Raw genomic sequence first — 24,842 nt, 5'->3', positions numbered from 1 at the left:
AGAAAACGGCCCCTGAGTCGCCACGACTACCACCCCATCCTGTTTGCGGCGAATGGAGACGCTAATGATTTTCCCGGACATGAAAGGTCTGCCCATCCACCGTGTGATGGTGCGCACGGTTACCGAGTTCGTCGACGACGAAATGTCGACCTATGCCTCGGCGCTGGCCTATCAAATGCTGTTTTCGCTGTTCCCCTTCATTCTGTTCCTGATCGCCCTGATCGGTTTCCTGCATCTTCCGGACTTCTTTTCGTGGTTGCGACTGCAATCGGAGCTGGTGTTGCCGCCCCAGGCCCTGGAACAAGTGAACCCGGTGATCGACCAGCTTCAGCAGTCCAAGGGTGGCTTGCTGTCCGTGGGTATCGTGATTGCCCTGTGGACAGCTTCGGCCGGCGTGCGCTTGATGATGAGTGCGATGAACGCCGCTTACGACGTGGTGGAAGGTCGTCCGGCGTGGAAGCGTTTTCCGCTGTCGATCATCTACACCGTCGGCATCGCCGGCATGCTGCTGATCGCCGCCGCGCTGATGGTGCTCGGACCGCAGGTGATGAGCTGGATCGCAGCGCAAGTCGGCCTGGAGTTTTTCATCGTCACCCTGTGGACCATTGCGCGCTGGCCGGTGATCGTGATTCTGTTGATGGTCGCGGTGGCGCTGATCTATTACGTCATGCCTGACGTCAAACAGGAGTTTCGCTTCATCACCCCAGGTTCAGTGCTGGCCGTGGTGGTGTGGATCATCGCGTCGCTGGGCTTCGGTTTGTACGTCAAGGAGTTCGCCAACTACAACGCCATGTATGGCAGTATCGGCGCGATCATCGTGCTGTTGCTGTACTTCTACATTTCCGCCGCGGTGTTGCTGCTCGGTGCGGAGATGAACGCAGTGATCGAGCACATGTCGCGAGAGGGCAAAGACCCGGGTGAAAAAGTTGCCGGCGAGCTGGGTCCCGTCCATGAGGAAAAACAGCATGTGTCGGGACTGGGCCGTGATCATTCACAACCCAAACCAACCATTGACGAAACCTGACCATGATCCGTGAAATCCTGAAAATGGGCGATGAACGCCTGCTGCGCATTGCCCCGCCGGTGCCTGCCGACATGTTCGACAGCCCCGAGTTGTGGCAACTGATCGATGACATGTTCCAGACCATGGAGAGTGTCGGCGGCGTCGGCCTGGCCGCGCCGCAGATCGGCGTTGATCTGCAGCTGGTGATCTTCGGTTTCGAACACAGCGAGCGCTACCCCGACGCCGAAGCGGTGCCGCAGACGATCCTGATCAACCCGCTGATCACGCCACTGAGCCCGACCCTGGAAGAGGGGTTCGAAGGCTGCCTGTCAGTGCCGGGCCTGCGCGGCGCGGTGGAGCGTTATCAACACATCCGCTACGAGGGGTTCGATCCGAAGGGGCAGCCAATCGTCCGTGTTGCATCGGGGTTTCATGCGCGGGTGGTGCAGCATGAGTGCGATCACCTGATCGGCCGGTTGTATCCATCGCGCATCAGCGACTTCAGCAAATTCGGCTTCACCGACGTGATGTTCCCGGATCTCGATCCGAACGCGGATGATTGACCCGCGGCTCTAAACCCATGGCGATCATCGGTTTGCTGCGGGCATAGCGACTCAGGCGCTCAACCATCGCGTAGGGCATTGACGGATCAAAGGTAAAGCCGCGACGCTCATAAAAGCCCCGCAAGTCTGGATGACAAAACAGCCAAACTGGCCATTCGCAGTCCTTTACTGCCGCGGTGATCAACGCGGCGGCGATGCCTTGTTCGCGACACGCCGGATCGACGAACAGCCCGGTCAGCCAGTGCCCGCCGGATACCGGGCGCAAACACAACGCGCCGACGATGTCATCGCGCCGGGCCACCCACAATTGCGCGTCGCGAACCGCTTTCATGGACGATTGATGAGCGCGGTAGAACTTGTTCATCAATGGCCAAAGCGGCTCATCGAGTCGGCTGAAATGGGTATCGGGCATGGTCTCGGGCTGTCGGTGCGCAAAGCGGGCGATTATAAAAGAACGCGGCCTCAAGGATAGGTGTATACCTGATCTCACATCCCCTGTGAGTGGAGTACGCATCATGTCCAAAGGTATGGATTCAAAGAAAGCAGACAAGAAAAAGCCGGCAAAAACCGCTATCGAAAAGCGCGCCGACAAGAAAGCCAAAAAGGTCAATGTGTTCGGGCATTGAGCCTGCGCTGACCGATCGCTCCCGCGCCATGCGGGAGCGATCACATTAAAAATAATCTGCAACAAACCCCGCGTCGTGGCATGGGCGAGGTGGGTTCCTGATCCGCGCTACGCGCCGTTTCCCAAACCGATATTGCCTTTACCTATCTCCACGCCCGCCATCGTCCAGCGTTTATTGCCCTCCAGGCTGAACCGATTTTGTACTCAATACTGGCCGACTAGTGGCCTTGCAAGCTTTACGCGTCTGGCTATGCTCTCGTATAACTAACCATGTCGATAACGATGGTTGGTCTCCAGAGTGCGCACTCCAAGGCACCGACACACTTCAATGGAGCTGTAGTGGAAAAAGGAGTTTTCTAATGAGCACGTTAGGGCTGACCCGCCTGCGGGTTATCAAGAGAAGGATGTCTTGATGAGAGTGTCGCAACAAGGACCCTCCGATTGAACATCATTAATCACCTGACTGGTCCTTCCTGATATTGGAGGGGCGTGTGTGCCTGTTCTATGGAACGCAGTGGTGGATTTGAAAGACCAGCAACTTTCAATAAGTCAAAAGACCGCGCATAGGGTGATACGAACATGTTTAACCTACATCACAAGGCTGACCTGCTGGAAATCGAACGCTTCAGTTGCGCGCTGACCGAGGCCAATGCCAAGTTGGCGGCGGTCAGTCGTTCGATGGCAATGATTGAATTCACCCCTGAAGGTATCGTTCTCGATGCCAATGAAAATTTTTGCAGTGTCATGGGTTACAGTGCTGAAGAAGTGCGCGGCAAGCACCATCGGGTGTTCTGCGAGGAGGTGTTTTACCGCAGTGAGGAGTACGCCAAATTGTGGCGTGACCTGGCCCGCGGCGAGCCGGTCAGCGGCACCTTTTTGCGCCTGAACAAGGGCGGCAAGGAAATCTGGCTCGAAGCCAGCTACATGCCGGTGTTTGGGCCCGATCGGCAAGTCAAAAGCGTGATCAAGGTCGCGACTGATATCACCGAGCGGGTCAACAAGGAGCATGAAAATGAAAGCATGTTGTCGGCCATCAGCCGCTCCATGGCGGTGATCGAACTCACCCCCGAAGGGCGGGTGATCACGGCCAATGAAAACTTCCTGAAAACCATGCAGTATTCGCTCAACGAAGTGCTCGGGCAGCACCACAGTCTGTTCTGTCACCGCGCCGAGGCCGAATCGTCCGGCTACAAAGCGTTCTGGGCTTCGCTCAACCGCGGCGAATATCACTCGCATCGTTTCGAGCGCAAGAACAAGCAGGGTCAGACGATCTACCTCGAAGCGTCCTACAACCCGTTGTTCGACACCAAGGGGCGGCTCTACAAAGTGGTGAAGTTCGCCAGCGATATCACCGCCCAAATGACCACCCTGCAGACCGCTGCGGAATCGGCCCACAGCACCTCAGTGCAAAACGACGCCTGCGCGCGCAAAGGTTCCGAGGTGGTGCAGCAAACGGTTCAAATCATCCAGGACATTTCCAGGGACCTGAACCAGGCTGCGCTGAGTATCGATGCAGTGAGCAAACAGTCGGACATCATCGGCACCATCGTGCAGACCATCCGTGGCATCGCCGATCAGACCAACCTGCTGGCGCTCAACGCCGCGATCGAAGCCGCCCGCGCCGGCGAGCATGGACGGGGTTTTGCGGTGGTGGCCGATGAAGTGCGCAGCCTCGCGGCCCGGACGAGTCAGGCGACGCTTGAGATTGTCGACGTGGTGCGCAAAAACCACGATTTGTCCTTGAGTGCCGTGTCAAGCATGCAATCGAGCCTGAGTCGAACGGGGCTCGGGGTGGAACTGGCGAACGAGGCGGGGGAAGTGATTCTGGAAATTCAACAGGGATCGCGGCACGTGGTGGATGCGATCAGTCAATTCAACTCCACCTTGCAGTTGAATTGAGGGCATCAAATAAAGAAGGGTCCCGGTAGAGGGACCCTTCTTGATCACTTCAACCACCTCAAAGCGAAGCGACGAGTTGCTCCACAGCCTCAGCGCCCGGTTTGTTGTTGCGTTCGTTGGCTTCTTCGGTCTTGGCCATCTTCATCTTGTCTTCCATGCGCTGGGCGATCTCTTCGCCGATCGCTTGCTGTTTCTCCGGCGGCATGGCGTCGACCTCTTCCTGCGTCAGCCCCATTTCCTCAAGAATCGCATCACGTATGCGCTGCTCGGGGGTTTTGCTCATGTAGTCCTTGAACTCGTCCGTCGCTGAACCGCTACCGATCCGGTCCTTGACGTCATCCGGCAGCGGGGCATACACCGCTTGCAGATTCACCCGGGTCTTGGCGAACGCCTCATCGACGTTGTCGCTCACCTTCGCGGCCTCGCTGACCTGTTGCGTGGCAACTTGGGTGGCGGATTCCTGAACCTGCGTACCGGCTTGCGTGGTTTGCGCCTGCACATGGTTTTGCAGGGCCTGGGCCATGACGCTTTGAAGGCCGGCAGCGGCTTCAGTGGTTGGGTCTTCGCCAGGGCGTTTGGGGATCGGGACTACCAGGTTTGATTTTGCACTGACCAACATGAGAAGAGACCTTGTAGGTGTTTGTGGTGCACTGTCTGGAGCAAATAGTATGCCTTTTTTGAAAATCGTAGTTATATCAGTTGGTTAGTGTTTTATTTCGTTGCTGTCGAGGCTGTTTTGCGGCCAAACCTTGCCACGCGGCGGCAGCGTTCGACCGCATGGCCATCCATGCTGGGCGATAGCGCGGGACCGCTCAAGGCAAGCCATTACAGCAATGCTTGAGGAACCCGGGGCGCTGCGCCAGGCGCTTGAAATACTCATCGATGGCCGGGTAATCGGGGCGCTCCATCGGCGTCATCAGCCAGCGGTTGATCGACAGGCCGATGACGATATCCGCCAGGCTAAACCGCGCGCCGGCGACGTAAGCGCGGGTGGTCGCAAGTTGGTGTTCGAGGATGCCCATTTTCTGGTTTCAGCCACGTAGGCCGACTTCGATGCGATGGCTGTCCTGGTACTCCGGGTCCTTGCGCACCAGTGCCATGAACGCGTAGCTCCAGGATGAATTGAGATCGGTGGCCTGCCAGTCCATCCATTGCTCCACCCGGGCGCGAGCGGCCGGTTCGCCAGGCAGCAACTCGTGATGGTGTTGGTGTTTGCCGGCCAGATAGCGGCAGATGGTGTTGGACTCCCACAACACCCCTGCCTCATCGATGATCACCGGGACCTGGGCGTTGGGGTTGAACCTGAGAAACTCTGGGCTATGGGTGGAGGCAAACCCGCTGCCCCAATCCTCGCGCTCAAAGGACAGGCCCAGTTCCTCGCAGGTCCACAGCACCTTGCGGACGTTGATCGACGAGGCTTTGCCGAGAATCTTAAGTGAGTGGTCCATTGCGCTAGTCCCTCGAGAGTGGCCTACAGACAATTGTAGGAGCTGAAGGGGGCGGCGATCTTTTGATCTTGACTTTAAAAACGCAGATCACAAGGTCGCCGCCTTCGGCAGCCCCAGCGAGGGGGCATGTGAAATCAGGTGCTTTCTCGCACCTTCAGCTCAAAGCCCATGTCCTGAACGGGTTTGGCCACCGTGTTGCCGGCCATCAGGGTCAGCATTTGTTCGGCCGCACGGCGGCCGATCGCTTCACGCGGGGTGTTGATGCTGCTCAGACGCGGGACCATGTGCGCCGACGCCGGCAGGTCATTGAAGCCGAGGATCGCCACCTGTTCGGGGATTTTGATCCCGTGGCGCATGGCTTCGAGCAACGCGCCCTGAGCCAGGTCGTCGTTGCCGAAGAAGATTGCATCGACATCCGGATGACTGGCGATCATCTGCAAGAACAATTCGCCACCCAGGCCTACAGAGGACGGGCGCGGGGTCAGCACTTCCAGGCCCGGGTCGTACCGTCCTGCCTTCTGCAGAGCGCGGCGGTAACCTTCGCCGCGCAGCAAGGTGCGCTGATCCAGTTGCGCACCGATGTAGGCCAGGCGCTTGCGACCGCGCGACAGCAAGTGCTCGGCGGCTGTCTCGCCGGCAGCCAGTTGCGAGAAACCGACGCAATTGAGACCGGCGGCGCTGTCCAGCTCCATCATGTACACGCACGGAATGTTGCTGGCTTCGATCATCCGCCGCGAGCTTTCGGTGCGGTCAAACCCGGTCAGTAAAAAGCCGCGCGGCTGATAGGCCATGTAATTGCGCAGCAGGTTTTCTTCTTCGTCGCGGGAATAGTGGAAGTTGCCGATCAGCACTTCGAAGCCCTTGGGGCGCAACACCTGATGAATGGCTTCCAGGGTGTCGATGAACAGCAGGTTGGACAACGACGGCACCAACACCACCACCGAATGGCTTTGCGCCGAGGCCAACGCACGGGCGGCAGGGTTGACCACATAGTTGAGCTCAAGCGCGGCTTTCTGGACTTTTTCCACCAGTTCGGTGGCCACGCTGCTGACGCCGCGCAAGGCGCGCGAAGCGGTAATCGGGCTGACACCGGCCAGGCGGGCGACTTCGTTCAGGGTAGGGCGGCCAGTGGTGCGGGTATTTTTATCGTTTTTAGTTGGATTCATCGACGGCTTGCCAAACAAAATTCAAGGCACTAAGGTAGCGCTGTCTCGATGCAGCTGCAAATGCGTGAGCGGGGGTTCGCCTGATCCTCGCTTTTTGGCGTTGAGACCGAACATGCTGCAACCCATAAAATGACAAGAAAGGCGTCGGCAACTTCTGCTTTTGTTTAAGTGTCATAGCTGACAAAGGTAGCGCTGTCTGCGCGCTGAGGTGTTACATGAATCATCCCATCACCGCCCTGGTCATCATGGGCGTTGCCGGTTGCGGCAAGACGTGCGTCAGCGAAGCCCTGTGCCAACTGAGCGGCGCCACTGCCATTGAAGGCGACTCTTTCCACCCCGCCGCCAATATCGAAAAGATGAGCGCGGGTATTCCCCTGAACGACGAAGACCGTGCCGGCTGGCTCGACAGCCTGTGCGATGAATTGCGCCGCGTTGACGCCAAGGGCCAGCGCCCGGTGCTGACGTGCTCGGCGCTCAAGCTTATTTACCGCGAACGTCTGCGCAGCGCCTTGCCGGGCCTGGGCTTTGTGTTCCTGGAGCTGACCCCCGAAGTCGCCGCCGACCGTGTTTCCCACCGGCCGGGCCACTTCATGCCGTCGACCTTGATCGACAGCCAGTTCGCCACCCTCGAATCCCCCGTCGGCGAGCCATTGACCCTGGCTCTCGATGCTTCGAACCACAGCGTCGATGAACTGGCCGTTCAGGCACACCACTGGTGGCTCGAGCATGGCTTGAAGCGCGCTGGTTAATGTTTTGCTTGCAGAGATAGCGCTGTCCTTATGGCTTTCGAATTACCCGCTTCAATAACAACAACAACCAGGAGACACCCCTAATGTTTGGCATGTCCCACGAGACGTTCCTGCTGCTCGATGCAGTGGTCACGGTGATCGGGCTTATCGTCCTGATTACCAAGTTCAAGTTGCACCCTTTCCTTGCCCTGATCATTGCCGCCGCCTTCCTCGGGCTGACGTCCGGCATGCCGATCGGCACCATCATCAAGGCGTTCCAGGACGGCTTCGGTGGCGTGCTCGGTTTCGTCGGCATCATCCTGGCGCTGGGCACCATGCTCGGCAAAATGATGGCCGAGTCGGGCGGGGCAGACCAGATTGCCCAAACCCTGATTCGCGCCTTCGGCAAGGACAAAGTGCAGTGGGCCATGATGTTCGCCGCGTTCCTGGTGGGCATTCCGCTGTTCTTCGAAATCGGCTTCGTGTTGCTGATTCCGCTGGTGTTCATCGTTGCCCGCCGCACTGGCGTATCGATCATCAAGATCGGTATCCCGCTGCTGGCCGGCCTGTCCGCGGTACACGGCCTGGTGCCGCCGCACCCGGGCCCGCTGCTGGCGATTGGCGTGTTCGGTGCCGACATCGGTAAAACCATTCTTTATGGCCTGATCGTGGCGCTGCCGACCGCGATCATTGCCGGTCCGATCTTCGGTACGTTCATCGCCAAGCACATCCCCGGTCATCCGAACCAGGAGCTGGTGGATCAACTGGCCCGCGAGACGGATTCGGCTGAACTGCCGAGCTTCGGCATCACTTTGGTGACCGTGCTGCTGCCGGTATTCCTGATGCTGCTCAAGACCTTTGCCGACGTGGTGCTGCCGGATGGCAACATCTTCCGTTCCTTCATGGACCTGATCGGCCACCCGATCTCGGCGTTGCTGCTGGCCTTGCTGCTGTCGCTGTACACCTTCGGCTACAAGCAAGGCATCGGTTCCAGCCAAATGATGAAATGGCTGGACGCGAGCCTCGCGCCGACCGCCGCGATCATCCTGATCATCGGTGCCGGTGGTGGCTTCAAGCAGATGCTGGTCACCAGCGGTGTGGGTGACGTGATCGGCCACATGGCGGTCAACGCACAGATCTCGCCGATCCTGCTGGCGTGGCTGGTGGCGGCGGTGATTCGTATTGCCACCGGTTCGGCAACCGTAGCGACCATCACTGGTGCCGGCATCGTGGTGCCGGTGGTCGGGATGATCCCGGGTGTGAACCGTGAGCTGCTGGTGCTGGCGACCGGTGCCGGCTCCCTGATCCTGTCCCACGTGAACGACGCCGGTTTCTGGCTGGTCAAGCAGTACTTCAACATGACCGTGGCCGAAACCTTCAAGACCTGGACCGCGATGGAAACCATTCTGTCGGTGGTGGGCCTGGGCTTTATTCTGTTGTTGTCGCTGTTCGTTTAAGCGATTCGCCAGACACAAAAAACCGCAGCAATGCGGTTTTTTTGTGGGTGATCAAAACTCAACGTTGATCACTTTTGTGGCGAGGGAGCTTGCTCCCGCTCGGCTGCGAAGCAGTCGCAAACCCGGTCAAGGCGTCCTGGCTGAAGAAATGCGGTGACCGGTTTCGGGGCCGCTTCGCGACCCGGCAGGAGCAAGCTCCCTCGCCGCAGGATCGTTGTTGTCACAGGTATCGGAGTTCAGGCGTTGGGTTTGGTGACCAGCCCATCCGCCCGGAACATCCCGCGAATCCCGCGCACGGCCTGCCGAATCCGGTCCTGGTTTTCGATCAGCGCGAAGCGCACGTGATCATCGCCATATTCGCCGAAACCGACACCCGGCGAGACACAGACCTTGGCCTCAGCCAGCAGCTTCTTGGCGAACTCCAGCGAACCCAGATGCGCATAAGCCTCGGGAATCTTCGCCCAGACATACATCGACGCCTTCGGATTTTCCACCATCCAACCCAGTTCATGCAGGCCTTTGACCAACACGTTTCGGCGCTGCCGGTACTGTTCGGCGATATCGCGCACGCATTGCTGATCGCCTTCCAGTGCGGCAATCGCCGCCACTTGCAGCGGGGTGAAGGTGCCGTAGTCGTGGTAGCTCTTGATCCGCGCCAGGGCGTTGACCAGTTCCGGGTTGCCGACCATGAAACCGATGCGCCAACCGGCCATGTTGTAGCTCTTGGACAGGGTGAAAAACTCAACCGCAATGTCCTTGGCGCCCGGCACCTGCATGATCGACGGGGCTTTCCAGCCGTCGTAGACGATGTCGGCGTAGGCCAGGTCATGCACCACCAGGACGTCGTACTGCTTGGCGAGGGCGATGACCCGTTCGAAGAAATCCAGCTCCACACATTGTGCGGTCGGGTTGGACGGGAAACCCAGAATCATCATTTTCGGTTTAGGGATCGAGCCACGAATGGCCCGCTCCAGTTCCGCGAAGAAATCCACCCCCGGCACCAGCGGCACCGATCGCACCTGGGCGCCGGCAATCACGGCACCGTAAATGTGAATCGGATAGCTCGGGTTTGGCACCAGCACCGTGTCGCCCTGATCCAGAGTCGCCAGCATCAAGTGCGCCAGGCCTTCCTTGGAACCAATGGTGACAATGGCTTCGCTCTCCGGGTCGATATCGACCTCGTAGCGCTCCTTATACCAGTTGGAAATTGCCCGGCGCAGGCGCGGAATACCCTTTGACGTCGAGTAACCGTGGGTGTCGTCGCGCTGGGCGACCTGCACGAGTTTGTCGACGATGTGCGGCGGCGTGGCGCCGTCAGGGTTGCCCATGCTCAAGTCGATGATGTCTTCGCCACGACGTCGGGCGGCCATCTTCAGCTCGGCAGTGATGTTGAAAACGTAAGGGGGGAGTCGATCTATGCGCGCAAAGCGGCGCGGCGAACCTTGTTCGGCCATTGTTGCCTCGGATAACGTAAGCGCCCGGAACCGTCCGAGCGACGCTGGTCACTGCGGTGACCTGAGGCGGAATGTACGGGCAGCTGTGGCAGACTGTCCAGCCTCCATGTAAACAAATTTTTCCGAAGGAATTGGGTCGATGGAATTCACCAGTGGCTTTTTGCTGAGCCTTTCGCTGTGCCTGGACATTGGCGTGGCCAATATCGCGATGATTACGTTGGCGATGCAGCGCGGCTATTTTCAAGGCTTCGCGCTGGGGCTGGGCACCTGCGTTGGCGACCTGATCTACGCCGTGCTGGCGCTGGCGGGCATGACCGTGTTGCTGCAATACGAAACCGTGCGCTGGGTGTTGTGGATCGGCGGCTCGGCGCTGCTGGTGTACTTCGCGGCGAAGATGATTTATTCGGCGATCCACCATGAGGCCTTGCTGGCGGAGACGGCAGAAGTCGGACACAACTCCCATCGCAAGGAGTTCTTGCGCGGGATCTTCCTGGCCATGTCGTCACCCAGTGCGATTCTCTGGTTCGCTGCAGTGGGCGGCACGTTGATCGCGCGTTCCGGTGGCGGCGGTGCGCTGAGTTCGGCGCTGTTTCTCGGCGGTTTCCTGTGTGCCGGGTTGTTGTGGTCCGCCGGCCTGTGCTTCGCGGCGAGCCACGGTGGCAAGTTGCTGGGTGACAAATTGCTGCGCTATTCCTACATGGCATCGGCAGCGATCTTCTGCTACTTCGCGGTTTACGTGATCCTGTCGGGCTACAACGAGTTTATTGGCTCTGCTGCCGTCGAGCAGTTGCACGCGCTGTAACTGGGCGATTCGGGTTTGGCTTCTATACTCCCAGCCCAACCCACTTTTTAGCTTCAGGAGTCGAGTCATGGATGAGCAAATACGCGTCGAAGTGTCCGAGCCCCGTTTTGAGCACGGGCACTTCTTGCTGATTGCCGGACTGGGTGGCCGATTTACCCAAGAGACAACCCAAGGCATTCCCGCACTCTGGGAGAAATTCATTCCCGAGATGGGCAGGATTCCCGGTCAAAAAAGCGAAGTAACCTACGGCATCTGTTGCAATCCGGATGGCAAAGGGGGATTCGAGTACATCGCCGGCGTCGAAATCGACAAGCTCGACGACCTGCCAGACAAGTACCGTTGGGTCGAGATTCAGGCTCAGCATTACGCGGTGTTCGAGCACAAAGGCTCGCTGGATCAGTTGCCCGCGACCTTTCAGTACATCTGGAAAACCTGGTTGCCGCAGTCCGGCAAAGAGGCGGCGGACGCCCCGGAGTTCGAACGCTACAGCGAAGACTTCAACCCGAAGCTCAACACCGGAAAGCTGGAAATCTGGCTGCCGATCAAGGCGTAATCCAGGCCTCGAGCGGCGGATCGGGAGATTCGCCACTCGATGTCACGTTGCTGCTGATTTAACATTCCCCAACCAATTCTTCGCTGACCCCGAGCTGCCATGAACACCGTTATCCGCAATGTCACACCGGCCGACCTGGACCGCTGCTACGCCATCGAAACCGTTGCCTACGAAGGTGACGAAGCCGCGACCCGCGAGAAAATCGCAGCGCGCATTGCCACCTGGCCCGAGGGTTTCATCGTTGCCGAAGTGGACGGCGTGGTGGCCGGTTTCATCAATTCGGGGGCGGCCTTCCAGGTGGAAATGTCGGACGAAGCGTTCAAGGAATTGATCGGCCACGACCCGGACGGGCCGAACGTGGTGATCATGTCGGTGGTGGTGCACCCGGATTATCAAGGGCAGGGGTTGGCGAAACGCTTGATGGGCGAATTCATCGAGCGGATGCGTGCCCTGGGCAAAGCCAGCATCCACCTGATGTGCAAGGAGCGGCACATTCCACTGTATGCCGGGTTCGGTTTTGCCTACATCAAGCCATCGGCGTCTGACCATGGTGGCATGGCGTGGCATGAGATGCTGCTGGAGTTGTAAGCCACACTGAAGATCCCCTGTGGGGAGCTTGCTCGCGATAGTGGACTAACATTCAACAGCGATATCGAGTGATGGTCCGCTTTCGCGTGCAGGAGTTAGTGGTGGCCCTTAGTTTCAGGGGTAGTAAAGACTTTCCCGGACCGGAGCCTGCGGTTGTAGGTCTCTGCATCGAACGGGCCGTCATTCAAACACTTGTGGAATGCACCAACGCTGGGCGGGTGTTTTGTGAATACTATATTCCGTTGAGTATGCTCCGTACGGCGCTTATCGCTTTATTAAGTACGGCCTCCTCACTTAGGTCAGTTGTATCGATCCGAACCCAGCTTTCTAAACCGCATCTCTCATAACTGGATCGGACTCGATTTTGATACTCAATGAAACTCCTGATGCGATCCTCATTGCCTCCATCATAGGCTCCACTCTCGCTCAGGCGGAATGATTCCTTTCTCTGCGCCGCAAGAACGGGATCGACATCTAAAAAAATAACGAAATCAGGCTTTCTAATTGTCGAGAATGCTGCTAAGGCTTCTTCAGCCAACTCTTCGTTTTTAAGTAGGAAGCGAGCTAGGTACTTATAGTACCAACCATCGGCAATGCAACTCATGCCAGAATCAACTAGTGGTCTTACGGCGGCATAGTCGGTGGCCTGAAACCAAGCAGTGATCAGGGCTAACCAATGTCTATCTCCTAATTGCTCAAGTGGGGCTTGGTCGGGATAATCCCAAAGAACCTCACGAAGGCGGGACATATGGAACTCTGAATAACCTGATGATACCGGTGGGCGGTTCTTGTCTATATAATGCAGAGCAGCGTGGGACTCAAAAATATTGTCATATGTGGCTCTTGCAACAGTTGATTTTCCTGCGCCATCCGTGCCTTCAAATGCGATGAATACTGCCTTCTCAGATGTGTCTTTCATTCGAAACCTCCCAAGTAAGCCTCGGTGTCAAGAGAGTTTCTACCACTTCCTTCTATTAACGGGCGAAATCCTTCTCTGCGATATATCTCTGACATCTTTTTACCGAGTGTATTCAGGAAGTTCACAGATGGCCGCTCTCTTGCAGAATATTGTGAACCGGCGTCAGGGTGGAACACTGCAACCGCAGGAACGACTCCCATCTCTCCAAAGTACTCAACCCCATAACACTTCCATTTCGTGAGAGTCAAATCATGAAGCATGCTCCCCACTTAACTTTTTCTGAAAGTTTAAACTCGACACTTGTAACCATCATTAGTGAGCATCACGCTTGGCGAACGCTGAGCGGCGTACAAACAAATGACTATTACGCATATCGAAATGCGCTGCTAAATGGCTGCCATCTTCAAAAAGCCCGTTTCGAACTTCGTCACCCAGAAGTAATGATTTACGACTTGAGCAACATAGAACCAGATTTCGACTATTTGTCCGATGACGAAATAATTAACACATGGAAGTACTTAAACCTAAGAATAAGCAAATTAAATTCAATTGAACTCCGAAAAATAAAAGGAGATGGTCTATCGCCGGAAATAGCTATTTCTGGACCGTCCAAACCCTTACTGCTTGACTACAAAAAATCTCTAATTAGAGAAGCACTCTCTCACATCTCTCATAACAAACAATCCTCATCGATTAAGCCAACGGCTAGCTATTCGGAAAACTTCCATACATAGGCCACCGATGAAAATACCAAAAATAGGTTAACTTTCAAGGTTGTTTAATTTAATCCCATTCTTTAAGTAGGCTTACTAAGGGAGGTGTTCCTGTTGCGGCGAAATATTTTTTTCTGAAGTAGTACTCGCACATCGAAGCTTTGTGTTTGGTTTGTTTTCGTTCGTTAAATTCATTGTCCAGTGCAATTAACGATTTTTCTGATGTTGGATATGTTTTTGACTTTTTTAGAAGGGTTTCAATTGCCAGAAATACCAAGTCAATGTATTTGAGTGTCTCTTCAATATATGATCTACATTCTGCTTCTGTAGTTGCGCCCTGTCTGGCTAAAACAAAGAATCTATTCTTTATTTCATCAAAGCCTTCGACACGATACATGTTTGAATAAACCCACTTGTAATGCTTGTTTGTCGTACCAGTAAGGTAGGTGAAGCTCATTGTTGTTTTTAACATCATGTCACGGACGATCTCACACCCCATCCAGAGGTTTCCTGATTGCCAGGAACCTTGAACATCCTGAAAAGCGTAAAAAACAGGAAGTTTTTCACGGTGAGCTACGTAGATATGTTTTTCCAAAGGTATTCTTGATTTTAAATCGTTAAATCTTTCTTCATTTTTCAGTGCGTACCCAATAATTGATCTGTGGATAACATTGTTTTCTGTATTGGTCAGAATTGGGGCGTAGAGAAAACGCTGGTCGGAAGATATTTCTTCAAATGCAATTTCTATTTTTTCAAATATCCCTTCTATCTCTGAAAACGTTATGTAGTCAGCGTCAATGTGAATGCTGGTTTCACCGTAGAAGTCGGTTGTATTGTGTACTTCCTCCTCCTGAGTGATGTGCCGATAATTTATGTCGGTCACAAAAGCGTGTTCAACTCCTTTAATGCTATGTGCTTTTGGGCGTTGCTCGCAAAGAATGATACAGTCGATGTCGGAATGTATGGTGCCAATTCCTTCAGTTAAAGATCCGGATACGATAAGTACACTCGTGTCGTCTAAAAATGCCTTTTGGCGGAGATAGTCTTTCGGAATTGAAATTTCCCCATCTAGTATTGTTATTTCGGTGTCCGATACTTTTGCTTGTGAGGTTTTTATCAGGACGGTCATCGGGTGTCGCTCCTTGAGTAATGGTGAGTGTTTAGAATGTTATGGTTGGCAGCGTCTATAATCCTTAACTTTAATTTAAATAGTGTTTTTGGTTGGAGTTTGGTGATTGAGTTGTTTTTGTGGTGGCGGCGGTCGTGTCTAAACCATAGTTTTGATCAGAAATGTTCGTCAATACTTAGGGGTAAAATCAGAAGTGCCTTACAGACTTTGACAGGAGGATGACTTTTTAGAGAAGGAATAGTCTTTTTTTGTATGGGGGATTCTCCTACAGAATAATTCGCAAGGCCTTGTAAGAGTAGCGTTGGATCTGTTGTGTCAGTAAAGACTGTTCCTCACCAGCATCGGTGTTTCGCGGTTGTAAGTCTCGGCATCGGACTTCCAATCATTAAAACGTTTGTAATACGCCGTCACCACCGTCATCAGCATCACCGTATGCTCGATCCGGTCAGGCGAGGAAGCGCTCGTGCATTATTCGTTCAAGTCCTAGTGTATTGCCGCTTGGCGAACCGTTGAGACTGTCGATGCCCACCGAACTGATCACCAGCAGCAGCGAGGCGCGGACCATCGCCTGTATAGTCCTAGTTGAGAAAGCTGGGCTGTTTGCACAGTGCTCGTTCGTGGGGAGGTCGTAAATGGCTTTCCGTGCTTCGATTGATTAATCATCGTTGCTCCTTCGACGATTTAGAAAAACAACCCCATCCGCCGCTCATACCCAATCCGCCCCTTGTACGCCTCGCCACTGTCGACAAAGCCATATTGGGCATATAAGCCAATGGCCGACGCATTGTCCGCATCCACCGACAATTCCAACCCGCGAATCTCCGGCCAGGCCAAGCGCGCCGCCTCGGGCAGCGCTTTGAGGCAGGCCTTGCCATAACCTTTGCCTTGGGACCGTTGGTCGACTTGCAGCGCATGCAAGGTGGCGCTGTGTTCATTGGCCCAGGCCGGAAGCGCGGGTGGGCGCTTGAGCAGCAGGAAGGCCACGGGAATGTCTTCGGCCAGCAGGGCAAATCCTTTGACGCCCGGGCCGGGCTTGGACAACAAGGTGTGCAAGGCACCGTGGATGTCACCGGAGAACTTTATTTGCTCGGGATGTACTTCAATGGCTTCGACCTGCAGGCGTTGCTGCGCATTCAGGCTTTCATACGGCACGAGTCGGGCTTTCACTGGAGTGTCCTTTTTCCATCATCTATTGAGTCTCGGATTCTAGCGATTCCGGCGATCTGGATTATTTTTATTTCACCTGTCGATTCACCGGATCGCCAGACGACTAAGGGTGTCTTCCCATAAAAACCACGGAGAACCACCATGAACTCGCAAACCCAGATCCAGAACCTGATCGACCGCTATCGCCAGGCTGTCATGTCCAAGGACGTGGAAAAAGTCATGGCGCTGTATGCCGATGACATCGTCTCTTTCGATGCGGTCAAGGCGTTGCAATTCAAGGGCAAGCCCGCCTACCGCGCCCATTGGCAGGAATGCATGCAAATGTGCCCCGGCCCGCACATCTTCGAGTTCCACGAGGTCACCATCGAACCGTCCCAGGAAATCGCTTTCGCTCACTGGCTGGCGCATTGTGGTGGCACCAATGAGAAAGGCGAAACCCAGGCCTGCTGGATGCGCGTCTCGCAGTGCTATCGTCAGGTAGCCGGGTTGTGGCAGATCGTTCATGAACACTGGTCGGCGCCGTTCGACATGCAGACCGGCGCACCGCTGTTCGACCTCAAGCCTTGAGACTTTTTCTCGCCAGCCGCGCCAACATGCCGATATGCGGCCATCGTTGATCCGTTCGATAAGGAGAACGTGATGAAGTATTTATGCCTGGTCTACAGCGATGAGCAGTTGCTGCATTCGCTGCCGGAAAGCCCGCACGATTCGGAGTGCATGGCGTATGCCGAGTCGATCCAGGGCAGTGGCCGGATGGTCGCCGCCGAGGCGCTGGAATCGGTGCAGACCGCCACCACGGTGCGCATGCGCAACGGCAAAATGTCGATCACCGATGGTCCGTTCGCCGAAACCAAGGAGCAATTGGCCGGGTTCTACCTGATCGATGCCAAGGACCTCAACGAAGCGATCCAGGTCGCCGGGAACATCCCGGCGGCGCGGGTCGGCAGCGTTGAAGTGCGCCCTGTGCGCCAGCTGAATCCTTGAGTGATGGTGCACTCAGAGGTCAAGGCGCGGGTCGAGCAGGTTTATCGTGAAGAGTCGCGGCGGATTCTGGCGACGTTGATTCGCTTGCTCGGCGACTTCGACCTCGCCGAAGAGGCCTTGCACGAGGCGTTCTTCGTCGCGGTCGAGCGCTGGCAACAGGACGGCGTGCCGGACAACCCGCGCACCTGGCTGGTGTCCACCGGGCGGTTCAAGGCCATCGACGTGCTGCGTCGACGTGCGCGGTTCAATGCTTCGCGGCCATTGTTGCTGGCGCAACTGGAAGTGCTGGAGCAGGCGGACTGGAGTGACGAAGACGTGGAAGACGATCGCTTGCGGCTGATCTTCACCTGTTGTCACCCTGCATTGGCGGCGGATGCCCAGGTGCCGCTGACCCTGCGGGAAGTCTGCGACCTGACCACGGAAGAAATCGCCCGGGCCTTTCTCTCGGCGCCGGCGACCATCGCCCAGCGCATCGTACGTGCCAAGGCAAAAATCCGTGACGCAAAAATTCCCTATCAAGTGCCCTCCCTGGCGGAGTTGCCCGAACGCCTCGACAGCGTGCTGCGGGTGATTTATCTGGTGTTCAACGAGGGTTACTCAGCGTCCATCGGCGCACAAGTGACCCGCGAAGACCTGACGCGCGAGGCGATTCGCCTGGGCCGGCTATTGATGGAGTTGCTGCCGGAGCCGGAGGTCATGGGCTTGCTGGCCATGATGCTGTTGCACGAGTCGCGGCGGGTGGCCAGAACCTGCGCGAACGGCGAGTTGGTTTTGCTGGATGAGCAGGACCGAACGCTGTGGGACGGCGAGATGATTGCCGAAGGTTGCAGCTTGGTGGAGAGGGCACTGAGCAGCCGCCGATTCGGTCCGTATTGCCTGCAAGCGGCAATTGCCGCAGTGCATGCCGAAGCGCCGTCGGTGGATGAAACCGATTGGGAGCAGATCGTCGGGCTGTATGACGTGTTGCTGCGGGCGGTGCCTTCGCCGGTGATCGAGTTGAACCGGGCGGCGGCGATTTCCAAGCACGATGGGCCGTTGGCGGCGTTGATCCAGGTGGAGGCGATTCTGGCGCGCGGTGATCTGCTGGATTACCACCTGGCGCATTCGGCGCGGGCGGAGTTCTGCCGGCAGTTGGGGCGGGTGGAACAGGCGCGGGGCGCGTATGAGCGAGCCCTGGCGTTGACGCAGCAAGCGCCGGAGCGGCGGTTTATCGAGGGCCGACTCAAGGCGTTAAGGTGATGTGATCTTGCGGGCCTCATCATGAGCAGGCTCGCTCCCACAGTGGGTCGGTGTCCGTCGATACCACGTGTCCAATTGTAAGGACTGCATTTCAGCACCGCCGTTAACCGATTTGATTGGCCACACGCGGTCCAACTGTGGGAGCGAGCCTGCTCGCGATGAGGCCTGCCGCCGCGCGACTATTCCAGCATCTTCCCCAACAACCAACTCCCCGCCGGCCCCGGCGGATGCAGGCGCGACCACAGCGCATCCACCGACACCGTTTTCGGCCAGCCGCGCACCTGCAGCTCTTGCAAGGTCCCCGGCCCGAAACGCGCCACCAGCCAGCGCGGCAGAGGCGCCCAGCCAAAACCGCCTTGTGCCATTTCCAGCAGCATCAAATAACTCGGCGCCGACCAGACGCGGCCCTTCGCCCGGCTCTCATACGGATTGACGATGGTCGCCAGGCGCAATTCGCGGTGTTGCTGCAGCACCTCCTGATCAATCTGATTCAGCGTCGCCAACGGATGCTGCGGCGACACGAACAGGGCAATTTCCGTGCGTTCGTCCACCGTCGAATTGACCAGATCCGGTGGATAGCTGTCCTGCATTTCAGCAAAGGCAATCTGCGCCCGACCGCTTTGCACCAGCGCCACCAGGTCATCGCATTCGGCGATCAGGCATTCGAGCTCCAGGTCCGGATAACGCTGCTCGAACGCACTGAGCGAAGCTTCGAAGCGGTCGGACTGATAAGTGTCGGAAAGGGCCACGGTGAGTTTCGCTTCAACGCCATGGGATAGCTGGCTGGCGGTCATTTCCAGGCGGCTGGTGGCGGCGAGGATTTCTTCGGCACGCTGCAAAATCACGCGACCGGCCGGCGTCAGCCCGGGTTTGCGGCTGCTGCGGTCGAACAACGTCAGGTTGAGGTCGATTTCCAGGCTGGCCACTGCCGCGCTGATGGTCGATTGACTGCGGCCCAGCTTGCGCGCCGCGGCGGAAAAAGAACCCTGGGTGGCAGCTTCGACAAACGCCAGCAGCACTTCATGCGAGGCCATGAACTATCGCCTTGATCGATGGTTATTGGTTATGAAGTATCGGTGCGATGGCGGATCATGGCAACCATCGTCACCCAAGGGAGTCAGGCCATGAGCGCCAACAAATCCATCACCGAACGTATCTTCCAGGCCATCGGCTTTGAATTGCTGGCCATTCTGATCTGTACCCCGTTGCTGGCCTGGATCATGGATAAACCGATGCTGGAAATGGGCGCCGTTACCCTGGTGATCGCCGTCTTGGCGCTGGCCTGGAACGTGGTCTTCAACGGCCTGTTCGACCGGGTGCTCAAGCATTTCGCCATTGCCCACAACGCTTGGGTCCGCGTGGTGCACGCGCTGTTGTTCGAAGGCGGACTGGTTGCCCTTGGCGTACCGTTGATTGCCTGGTGGCTGAACGTCAGCCTGTGGCAAGCGTTCCTGCTGGATATCGGGGTGTTGCTGTTTTTCCTGCCGTACACCTACGTTTATCACTGGGCGTATGACGTGGTGCGCGCGCGGGTGCTGTTGAACCGGGTGGTTTGCTGAGGTGTGGAGAGGGAGCAAGCCCCCTCTCCACAGGGTTGTGCTGGCTGCGACTTACAAGAACATCCCGCCCGACGCCTCAATCCGCTGCCCATTGATCCACTGGCTCCCCGGTGCCACCAGCAAGGCAATCGCAGCGCCAATATCGTCTGGCCGACCGGCGCGACCCAACGCCGTGTTGCCCGCCACCATCTTGTTCACCTCGGTGTTATCACGCACGGCGCCGCCCCCGAAATCGGTTTCGATCGCCCCGGGGGCAAGGATATTCACGCTGATGTTGCGTGCACCCAGCTCCTTGGCCTGGTACCGCGTCAGCACTTCCATCGCGCCTTTCATCGCTGCATAAGCGCCGTAGCCCGGCAGACTGAAACGGGCCAGACCGCTGGAAATGTTGATGATGCGTCCGCCGTCATTGAGCAAGGGCAGCAGTGTTTGCGTGAGGAAAAACGGCCCCTTCAAATGGATATTCACCAGCAGGTCGAACTGTTCGACGGTGGTGTCGACGAAATTCACGTGCAGGCCGATCCCGGCGTTGTTGATCAGGAAGTCGAAATGCTCGCGATCGAACCGGTCGCGCAAGACAGTCGCCAGTTCAGTGGCGAACGCGGCGAACTGCTCACTCTTGCCGACGTCGAGTTGCAGCATGGCCGCACGGCCACCGAGGCTTTCAATTTCGGCGACCAACGCCTGGGCCTCATCGGCGCGGCTGTTGTAGGTGCCGATGATGTCGACGCCCTGGGCGACCAGATGCAAGGCAGCGTTCTTGCCAAGGCCGCGACTGGCGCCGGTGATGAGTGCGATTTTACGGTTCATGGGACTTCCTCGAGTGCGCTGAGCAGTGGGTGTGGAGAAAGTTTATTTATCCGCTACAGAGTGATAAACATGCGAAAACCGGAATCACTGATCGGTTTAACCGAACAATAGAGGTCAGGCTCATGAACAAGCTGGAACTGCTGCGCACCTTCGTCCGGGTCAGCGAGATGTCGAGTTTCACCCTCGCCGGGGAAAGTCTGGGCTTGCCCCGATCGACGGTGTCCGAGCATGTGCAGGCGCTGGAAGCCTTGCTCGGTACGCGCCTGTTGCAACGCACCACGCGCAAGGTCCAGGCGACCCAGGACGGTTTGGTGCTGTACGAGCGCAGCAAGGATTTGCTGTCGCACATGGATGAAATCGAAGGCCTGTTTCGTCAGGACGAAGCCACTTTGCTGGGGCGCATTCGGGTCGATATGCCGAACATTCTGGCCCGGCGCGTGGTGATGCCGCGCCTGCCGGAATTCACGGCGCGTCACCCGCTGCTTGAGCTGGAAATCAGCAGCACCGACCGCCGCGTTGACTTGCTCGGTGAGGGTTTCGATTGCGTGGTGCGAGTGGGGGCGCAACCGGATCAATCGGTGGTCGCGCGGCATCTGTGTGACTTCGCCATGGTCAACTGCGCCAGCCCCGGGTATGTGCAGCGCTATGGCATGCCGCAGACGCTGGAAGATCTGGCGCAGCATCGGCTGGTGCATTACGTCGGCGTGCTGGGCGCGCGTTCGGAAGGTTTTGTCTATGAGGTCGATGGCAAGGTGCAGCGGCTGCCGATGGCCGGCAGCATCACGGTCAACAGCACCGACGCCTATGAGTCGGCGTGCCTGGGTGGTTTTGGTCTGATCCAGGCGCCGCGAATGGGCATGCGCAAACATCTGCTGGGCGGGGAATTGGTCGAGGTGTTGCCGCAGTTCAACGCGCCGTCCATGGAGGTTTCACTGCTCTACGCCCGCCAGCGGCATTTGCCGTTGCGGGTGAGGGCGTTCATGGATTGGTTGGGGCAAGTGGTTCAGTCAGCCTCATAAGCTGCGGGAACGTTCAATAATCCTGGCGCTTACGAAACGCCCAACGCCCGGCAATCACGGTAAACGTCGCCACCAGCGCCACCAGAATCCAGAACCCTTCCGGATCCTGGGAAAGCGGCACCCCACCCACGTTCATGCCGAAAAAACCGGCAATGATGTTGATCGGCAACGCCAGCACGGTCACCACCGTCAGGGTGAACAGCGTGCGGTTGCTCTGCTCGTTGAGGTTGGCGGCGATTTCTTCCTGCAGCAGCTTGATGCGCTCACCGAGCGCCGTCAGGTCGTTGATGATCAGCGCGAACTCCTCGGTGGATTTGCGCAGCTCCTTGACGTCTTCCTTTTGCAGCCACGGCGGCGGGCGATTGAGCAGGCGCAGCAACGATCCCGGTTCCAGTGCCAGCAAGCGTTGCAGGCGCACCAGCACCCGGCGGTTGGCGCCCAGTTCGGCGCGGTTGGTCGACAGGCGCGAGGAGAGCAATTCATCTTCGATCTGATCCACGCTCTGGCTGGTCTTGCGCACGATCTGCGTCAGCACTTCACCCTGATCGCGCAGCAAATGCACCAGCAGTTCCAGCGGCGAACGAAAGCACTCGCCGGCTTTCACCGAGGAACGCAACTTATCCACCGAGTGCAGCGGTTGCAGGCGCGCGCTGATGATCAACCGACTGCGCGCACACACCCACAGCGTCGAGACATCCGACGAGACCATGCTGCTGAGGTTGAACACCACGTCGTTAACCACCGCCAGCAACGCCGAGTCGACATGCTCGATGCGCGTCGAGCGAGAGCCTTCATGCAAGGCTTCGAAAAACTCGTCGGGCAGTTCAAGATGGTTTTTCATCCAGCGCTCGCACGCGGCGTGGGCAAGGTTCAGGTGCAGCCAGAGAAACTGCTCGTCGTCTTCCGGTTGCTGCAGGCAGCGCAAAGCCCTGGCCGAGTCGATTTCCTGGCCGCGCTCGCCGGGGCGAAAACTGAAACCGTAAAGCAGGCCGAACAGATCCGGATCGCGATGGCTTTGATCGATGCTGTGGTTCATGAGAGCTCGCAAAGAGAGGCGCCTGTCGCGGGTTTTACAGGTTCACGTGAGCCGCATCATCGCAAGGCTGGATGACGATTTTGTGACAATTGTGTAGCGCAAACGATTGCTCTGCCGGTGGTCGGATTTGACTCAAGAACCGCTCTGGCACGCCGATTACGCATGGGTTAAGTTGCGCGCCCTCGGCCAAACGCCAAGGTCGCGGACAGGGATGTCCGGACACCTTTCACGCCTACCGGGGCGTGTCTCATTCCTGCCATGAGTACCTTCCGATGTTTTTGCAAAAGTCCCTGAGAGCGCAAATTCTTGCCTTGTTGAGCGGTAGCCTGTTGGCGATGTTGTTGATCGCCCTGGCTTGCTTTCATTTCCTCTCCAGCGGCGTTCAACGCTACGCCAGCCTGATCGAAGGGCCATTGCACACTTCGCAATTGATCGACGAAGCCAACCTGCAATTCAAGGTGCAGGTGCAGGAGTGGAAAAACGTCCTGCTGCGCGGCAAGCAACCGGCGGACCTGAACAAGTACTGGACGCAGTTCGAAGACCGTCAGCGCGACGTGCAAAACATCCTCGGCGAACTGGCAGGGCAAAAGGGCATCGAGCCGTCACTCAAGTCCCGCATCGAACGGCTGCGTGACGAACATCGACAGTTGGGCGCCGCTTACCAAAAGGGCCGTGATGCCTTCGTGGCGGCCGGTGGCGATCCGTCGGCGGGTGATGCCGCTGTCAAAGGCGTCGACCGTGCGGCCAGCGAGCAGATGAGCGGACTGGTCAGCGAATTGCGCAAGCAGGGGGCCGAGCAATCGACGCTGATCAGTGCCAGTGCCGATCGCACCGTGTTGCTGGGGCTGATTGTCATGCTCGCCTCGGGGCTGTTGATCGGCCTGCTGAGCCTGTGGCTGGTCAACCGCAACCTGGTCGAGCCGATTCGCCAACTGATCGAATACGTGGCGCAACTCAGCCAGGGCCGCTTTGCCCAGCGTGTCGCCAGCCATCGCCAGGACGAACTGGGCAAGCTGGCAATGGCCGCCAACACCCTGCGTGATTTCCTCGCCGAAACCTTCAGCCGTTTGCAGCGAAGTGCGTCGGACCTGGACAGCGCCAGCGGTGAACTGAATTCGATCGCTACCTTGATGGCCGGTGGCACCAATGAGCAATTCAACCGCACCGATCAGGTGGCCACGGCGATGAACGAAATGTCCGCCACCGCCCAGGAAGTCGCCCGTCACGCGGCCGATGCGGCGCGGGCGGCAGACGATGCCGATCAGTCCGCGCAGCAGGGCGAAAAAGTCATGCAGGGCACCATCCGCACCATCACGCAAATGCGCGGCGAAATCGCCAACACCGCCACGGTCATTCGCCAACTGGAAACCGACAGCGGGCGCATCGGCAAGGTGCTGGAAGTGATTCGCGGCATCGCCGAACAGACCAACCTGCTAGCGCTCAATGCCGCCATCGAAGCGGCACGCGCCGGTGAAGCCGGGCGCGGTTTTGCGGTGGTGGCCGACGAAGTTCGCAGCCTGGCCCAGCGCACGGCGGCGTCGATCATCGAGATCAACCAGATCATTCAAACCGTACAGACCGGCGCGATCGATGCAGCGCAGGCGATTGAAAGCGGTCAGGCGCGCAGCGATGAGAGCGTCGAGCAAGTCACCCAGGCCGGCGCCATGCTTGAACGCATCACCCTCGCCGTGGAAGCCATCCGCGACATGAACCGCCAGATCGCCACCGCCGCCGAAGAGCAGACTTCGGTGGCCGAAGACATCTCGCGCAACCTCACCGAAATCACCAGCATCGCCAGCACCAACCTGGACAACGTGCAGCGCACGGAAGCGGCGAGCAACAACTTGCACGGATTGTCGGGAGAATTGAACGAGGTGACGGCGCGTCTGAGCGCCTGACGAAAACAGCTGTGCACCGATCGGCTTATGCGCGATCTAGAATCCAGACGCAAAAAAGCCGCACGATCGTTAAACCGTGCGGC

25 protein-coding genes and 2 pseudogenes are annotated in these 24,842 nt (G+C 57.5%); 16 read left to right on the top strand and 11 right to left on the bottom strand.

All coding sequences use genetic code 11. The annotated features are described in order from the left end of the window. Positions 1–64: 64 nt before the first annotated feature. Positions 65–1,024 carry a YihY/virulence factor BrkB family protein gene (locus BVK86_RS05050; protein WP_075945391.1) on the top strand — a complete coding sequence of 320 codons (960 nt, stop codon included), beginning with the start codon at positions 65–67 and terminating at the stop codon, positions 1,022–1,024. A 2-nt stretch (positions 1,025–1,026) separates the two neighbouring features. Beyond that, the gene (def, locus tag BVK86_RS05045; protein WP_075945390.1) at positions 1,027–1,566 is read left to right on the top strand and encodes a peptide deformylase; all 540 of its coding nucleotides are present in this window, start codon (positions 1,027–1,029) and stop codon (positions 1,564–1,566) included. Here def and BVK86_RS05040 read toward each other — a convergent pair. Next, on the bottom strand, positions 1,520–1,978 hold the full coding sequence (locus BVK86_RS05040; RefSeq protein WP_075945389.1) for a GNAT family N-acetyltransferase: 459 nt from the start codon (positions 1,976–1,978) through the stop codon (positions 1,520–1,522). The genes def and BVK86_RS05040 overlap by 47 nt on opposite strands. Before the next feature lie 792 nt (positions 1,979–2,770). Between BVK86_RS05040 and BVK86_RS30450 the strand changes: the two are divergent. Next, positions 2,771–3,544 (top strand): annotated as a pseudogene (locus BVK86_RS30450) (PAS domain-containing protein); the annotation flags it as partial. A 6-nt stretch (positions 3,545–3,550) separates the two neighbouring features. Next, positions 3,551–4,090, top strand: a complete 540-nt coding sequence (locus BVK86_RS30445; protein ID WP_412071935.1) for a methyl-accepting chemotaxis protein — start codon at positions 3,551–3,553, stop codon at positions 4,088–4,090. Between the two features lie 58 nt (positions 4,091–4,148). Here BVK86_RS30445 and BVK86_RS05030 read toward each other — a convergent pair whose 3' ends face one another. From BVK86_RS05030 to gntR, 3 genes and pseudogenes are all read right to left on the bottom strand, one after another. Then, a complete protein-coding gene (locus tag BVK86_RS05030) occupies positions 4,149–4,709 on the bottom strand; it encodes a hypothetical protein (protein ID WP_075945387.1) in 561 nt (186 codons plus the stop codon). Between the two features lie 193 nt (positions 4,710–4,902). Beyond that, positions 4,903–5,538 (bottom strand): annotated as a pseudogene (locus BVK86_RS05025) (glutathione S-transferase family protein). Between the two features lie 134 nt (positions 5,539–5,672). Next, positions 5,673–6,704, bottom strand: a complete 1,032-nt coding sequence (gene gntR / locus BVK86_RS05020; RefSeq protein ID WP_075945386.1) for an HTH-type transcriptional regulator GntR — start codon at positions 6,702–6,704, stop codon at positions 5,673–5,675. A gap of 215 nt (positions 6,705–6,919) precedes the next feature. On the opposite strand from gntR, the gene BVK86_RS05015 reads away from it, so the two are divergent. Both BVK86_RS05015 and BVK86_RS05010 read left to right on the top strand, forming a co-directional pair. Then, positions 6,920–7,453: a gluconokinase gene (locus BVK86_RS05015; RefSeq protein ID WP_075945385.1), complete on the top strand. Its 534-nt coding sequence runs from the start codon at positions 6,920–6,922 to the stop codon at positions 7,451–7,453. An 83-nt stretch (positions 7,454–7,536) separates the two neighbouring features. Further along, the gene (locus BVK86_RS05010; protein ID WP_075945384.1) at positions 7,537–8,889 is read left to right on the top strand and encodes a GntP family permease; all 1,353 of its coding nucleotides are present in this window, start codon (positions 7,537–7,539) and stop codon (positions 8,887–8,889) included. Positions 8,890–9,125: 236 nt separating this feature from the next. On the opposite strand, the gene alaC is transcribed toward BVK86_RS05010, so the two are convergent. Next, positions 9,126–10,343 (bottom strand): alanine transaminase, encoded by a 1,218-nt coding sequence (gene alaC / locus BVK86_RS05005; protein WP_075945383.1) that lies wholly within the window; start codon positions 10,341–10,343, stop codon positions 9,126–9,128. A 139-nt stretch (positions 10,344–10,482) separates the two neighbouring features. Between alaC and BVK86_RS05000 the strand changes: the two genes are divergently transcribed. The 3 genes from BVK86_RS05000 to BVK86_RS04990 all read left to right on the top strand — a co-directional run bounded on the left by BVK86_RS05000 (position 10,483) and on the right by BVK86_RS04990 (position 12,286). Then, positions 10,483–11,145 carry a LysE family translocator gene (locus BVK86_RS05000; protein ID WP_075945382.1) on the top strand — a complete coding sequence of 221 codons (663 nt, stop codon included), beginning with the start codon at positions 10,483–10,485 and terminating at the stop codon, positions 11,143–11,145. A gap of 67 nt (positions 11,146–11,212) precedes the next feature. Beyond that, entirely contained in the window at positions 11,213–11,698 is a 486-nt protein-coding gene (locus BVK86_RS04995; RefSeq protein ID WP_075945381.1) for a GyrI-like domain-containing protein, read from the top strand. Between the two features lie 99 nt (positions 11,699–11,797). Beyond that, positions 11,798–12,286, top strand: a complete 489-nt coding sequence (locus BVK86_RS04990; RefSeq protein WP_075945380.1) for a GNAT family N-acetyltransferase — start codon at positions 11,798–11,800, stop codon at positions 12,284–12,286. A 232-nt stretch (positions 12,287–12,518) separates the two neighbouring features. On the opposite strand, the gene BVK86_RS04985 is transcribed toward BVK86_RS04990, so the two are convergent. Beyond that, positions 12,519–13,205: a dTMP kinase gene (locus tag BVK86_RS04985; protein WP_075945379.1), complete on the bottom strand. Its 687-nt coding sequence runs from the start codon at positions 13,203–13,205 to the stop codon at positions 12,519–12,521. 251 nt (positions 13,206–13,456) lie between these two features. Here BVK86_RS04985 and BVK86_RS04975 point away from each other — a divergent pair, with 251 nt between their 5' ends. Then, the gene (locus tag BVK86_RS04975) at positions 13,457–13,939 is read left to right on the top strand and encodes a hypothetical protein (RefSeq protein ID WP_231977853.1); all 483 of its coding nucleotides are present in this window, start codon (positions 13,457–13,459) and stop codon (positions 13,937–13,939) included. Positions 13,940–13,988: 49 nt separating this feature from the next. On the opposite strand, the gene BVK86_RS04970 is transcribed toward BVK86_RS04975, so the two are convergent. Next, positions 13,989–15,047, bottom strand: a complete 1,059-nt coding sequence (locus tag BVK86_RS04970) for a hypothetical protein (RefSeq protein ID WP_075945378.1) — start codon at positions 15,045–15,047, stop codon at positions 13,989–13,991. Between the two features lie 681 nt (positions 15,048–15,728). Further along, positions 15,729–16,214: a GNAT family N-acetyltransferase gene (locus BVK86_RS04965; protein ID WP_075945377.1), complete on the bottom strand. Its 486-nt coding sequence runs from the start codon at positions 16,212–16,214 to the stop codon at positions 15,729–15,731. Between the two features lie 141 nt (positions 16,215–16,355). Between BVK86_RS04965 and BVK86_RS04960 the strand changes: the two genes are divergently transcribed. From BVK86_RS04960 to BVK86_RS04950, 3 genes are all read left to right on the top strand, one after another. After that, entirely contained in the window at positions 16,356–16,781 is a 426-nt protein-coding gene (locus BVK86_RS04960) for a YybH family protein (RefSeq protein WP_075945376.1), read from the top strand. Positions 16,782–16,853: 72 nt separating this feature from the next. After that, positions 16,854–17,198 carry a YciI family protein gene (locus BVK86_RS04955; protein ID WP_075945375.1) on the top strand — a complete coding sequence of 115 codons (345 nt, stop codon included), beginning with the start codon at positions 16,854–16,856 and terminating at the stop codon, positions 17,196–17,198. 3 nt (positions 17,199–17,201) lie between these two features. After that, the gene (locus BVK86_RS04950) at positions 17,202–18,437 is read left to right on the top strand and encodes an RNA polymerase sigma factor (protein ID WP_075945374.1); all 1,236 of its coding nucleotides are present in this window, start codon (positions 17,202–17,204) and stop codon (positions 18,435–18,437) included. Positions 18,438–18,616: 179 nt separating this feature from the next. On the opposite strand, the gene BVK86_RS04945 is transcribed toward BVK86_RS04950, so the two are convergent. After that, the gene (locus tag BVK86_RS04945; RefSeq protein ID WP_075945373.1) at positions 18,617–19,471 is read right to left on the bottom strand and encodes a LysR family transcriptional regulator; all 855 of its coding nucleotides are present in this window, start codon (positions 19,469–19,471) and stop codon (positions 18,617–18,619) included. Between the two features lie 90 nt (positions 19,472–19,561). On the opposite strand from BVK86_RS04945, the gene BVK86_RS04940 reads away from it, so the two are divergent. Continuing rightward, the gene (locus BVK86_RS04940) at positions 19,562–19,996 is read left to right on the top strand and encodes a multidrug/biocide efflux PACE transporter (protein WP_075945721.1); all 435 of its coding nucleotides are present in this window, start codon (positions 19,562–19,564) and stop codon (positions 19,994–19,996) included. A 51-nt stretch (positions 19,997–20,047) separates the two neighbouring features. Here BVK86_RS04940 and BVK86_RS04935 read toward each other — a convergent pair whose 3' ends face one another. Then, the gene (locus BVK86_RS04935) at positions 20,048–20,806 is read right to left on the bottom strand and encodes an SDR family NAD(P)-dependent oxidoreductase (protein ID WP_075945372.1); all 759 of its coding nucleotides are present in this window, start codon (positions 20,804–20,806) and stop codon (positions 20,048–20,050) included. Between the two features lie 122 nt (positions 20,807–20,928). On the opposite strand from BVK86_RS04935, the gene BVK86_RS04930 reads away from it, so the two are divergent. Then, a complete protein-coding gene (locus BVK86_RS04930) occupies positions 20,929–21,825 on the top strand; it encodes a LysR family transcriptional regulator (protein ID WP_075945371.1) in 897 nt (298 codons plus the stop codon). A gap of 13 nt (positions 21,826–21,838) precedes the next feature. Here BVK86_RS04930 and BVK86_RS04925 read toward each other — a convergent pair whose 3' ends face one another. Then, positions 21,839–22,861, bottom strand: coding sequence for a transporter (locus BVK86_RS04925; protein WP_075945370.1), 1,023 nt, complete (start codon positions 22,859–22,861; stop codon positions 21,839–21,841). 272 nt (positions 22,862–23,133) lie between these two features. On the opposite strand from BVK86_RS04925, the gene BVK86_RS04920 reads away from it, so the two are divergent. Beyond that, complete coding sequence (locus tag BVK86_RS04920) at positions 23,134–24,759, top strand: methyl-accepting chemotaxis protein (protein ID WP_075945369.1); 1,626 nt, start codon at positions 23,134–23,136, stop codon at positions 24,757–24,759. Positions 24,760–24,842: the final 83 nt, after the last annotated feature.

The sequence above is a fragment of the Pseudomonas reinekei genome (assembly GCF_001945365.1).
In the GTDB taxonomy this organism is placed as follows: Bacteria; Pseudomonadota; Gammaproteobacteria; order Pseudomonadales; family Pseudomonadaceae; genus Aquipseudomonas; species Aquipseudomonas reinekei.
This window is presented reverse-complemented; position numbering and strand designations above follow the sequence as displayed.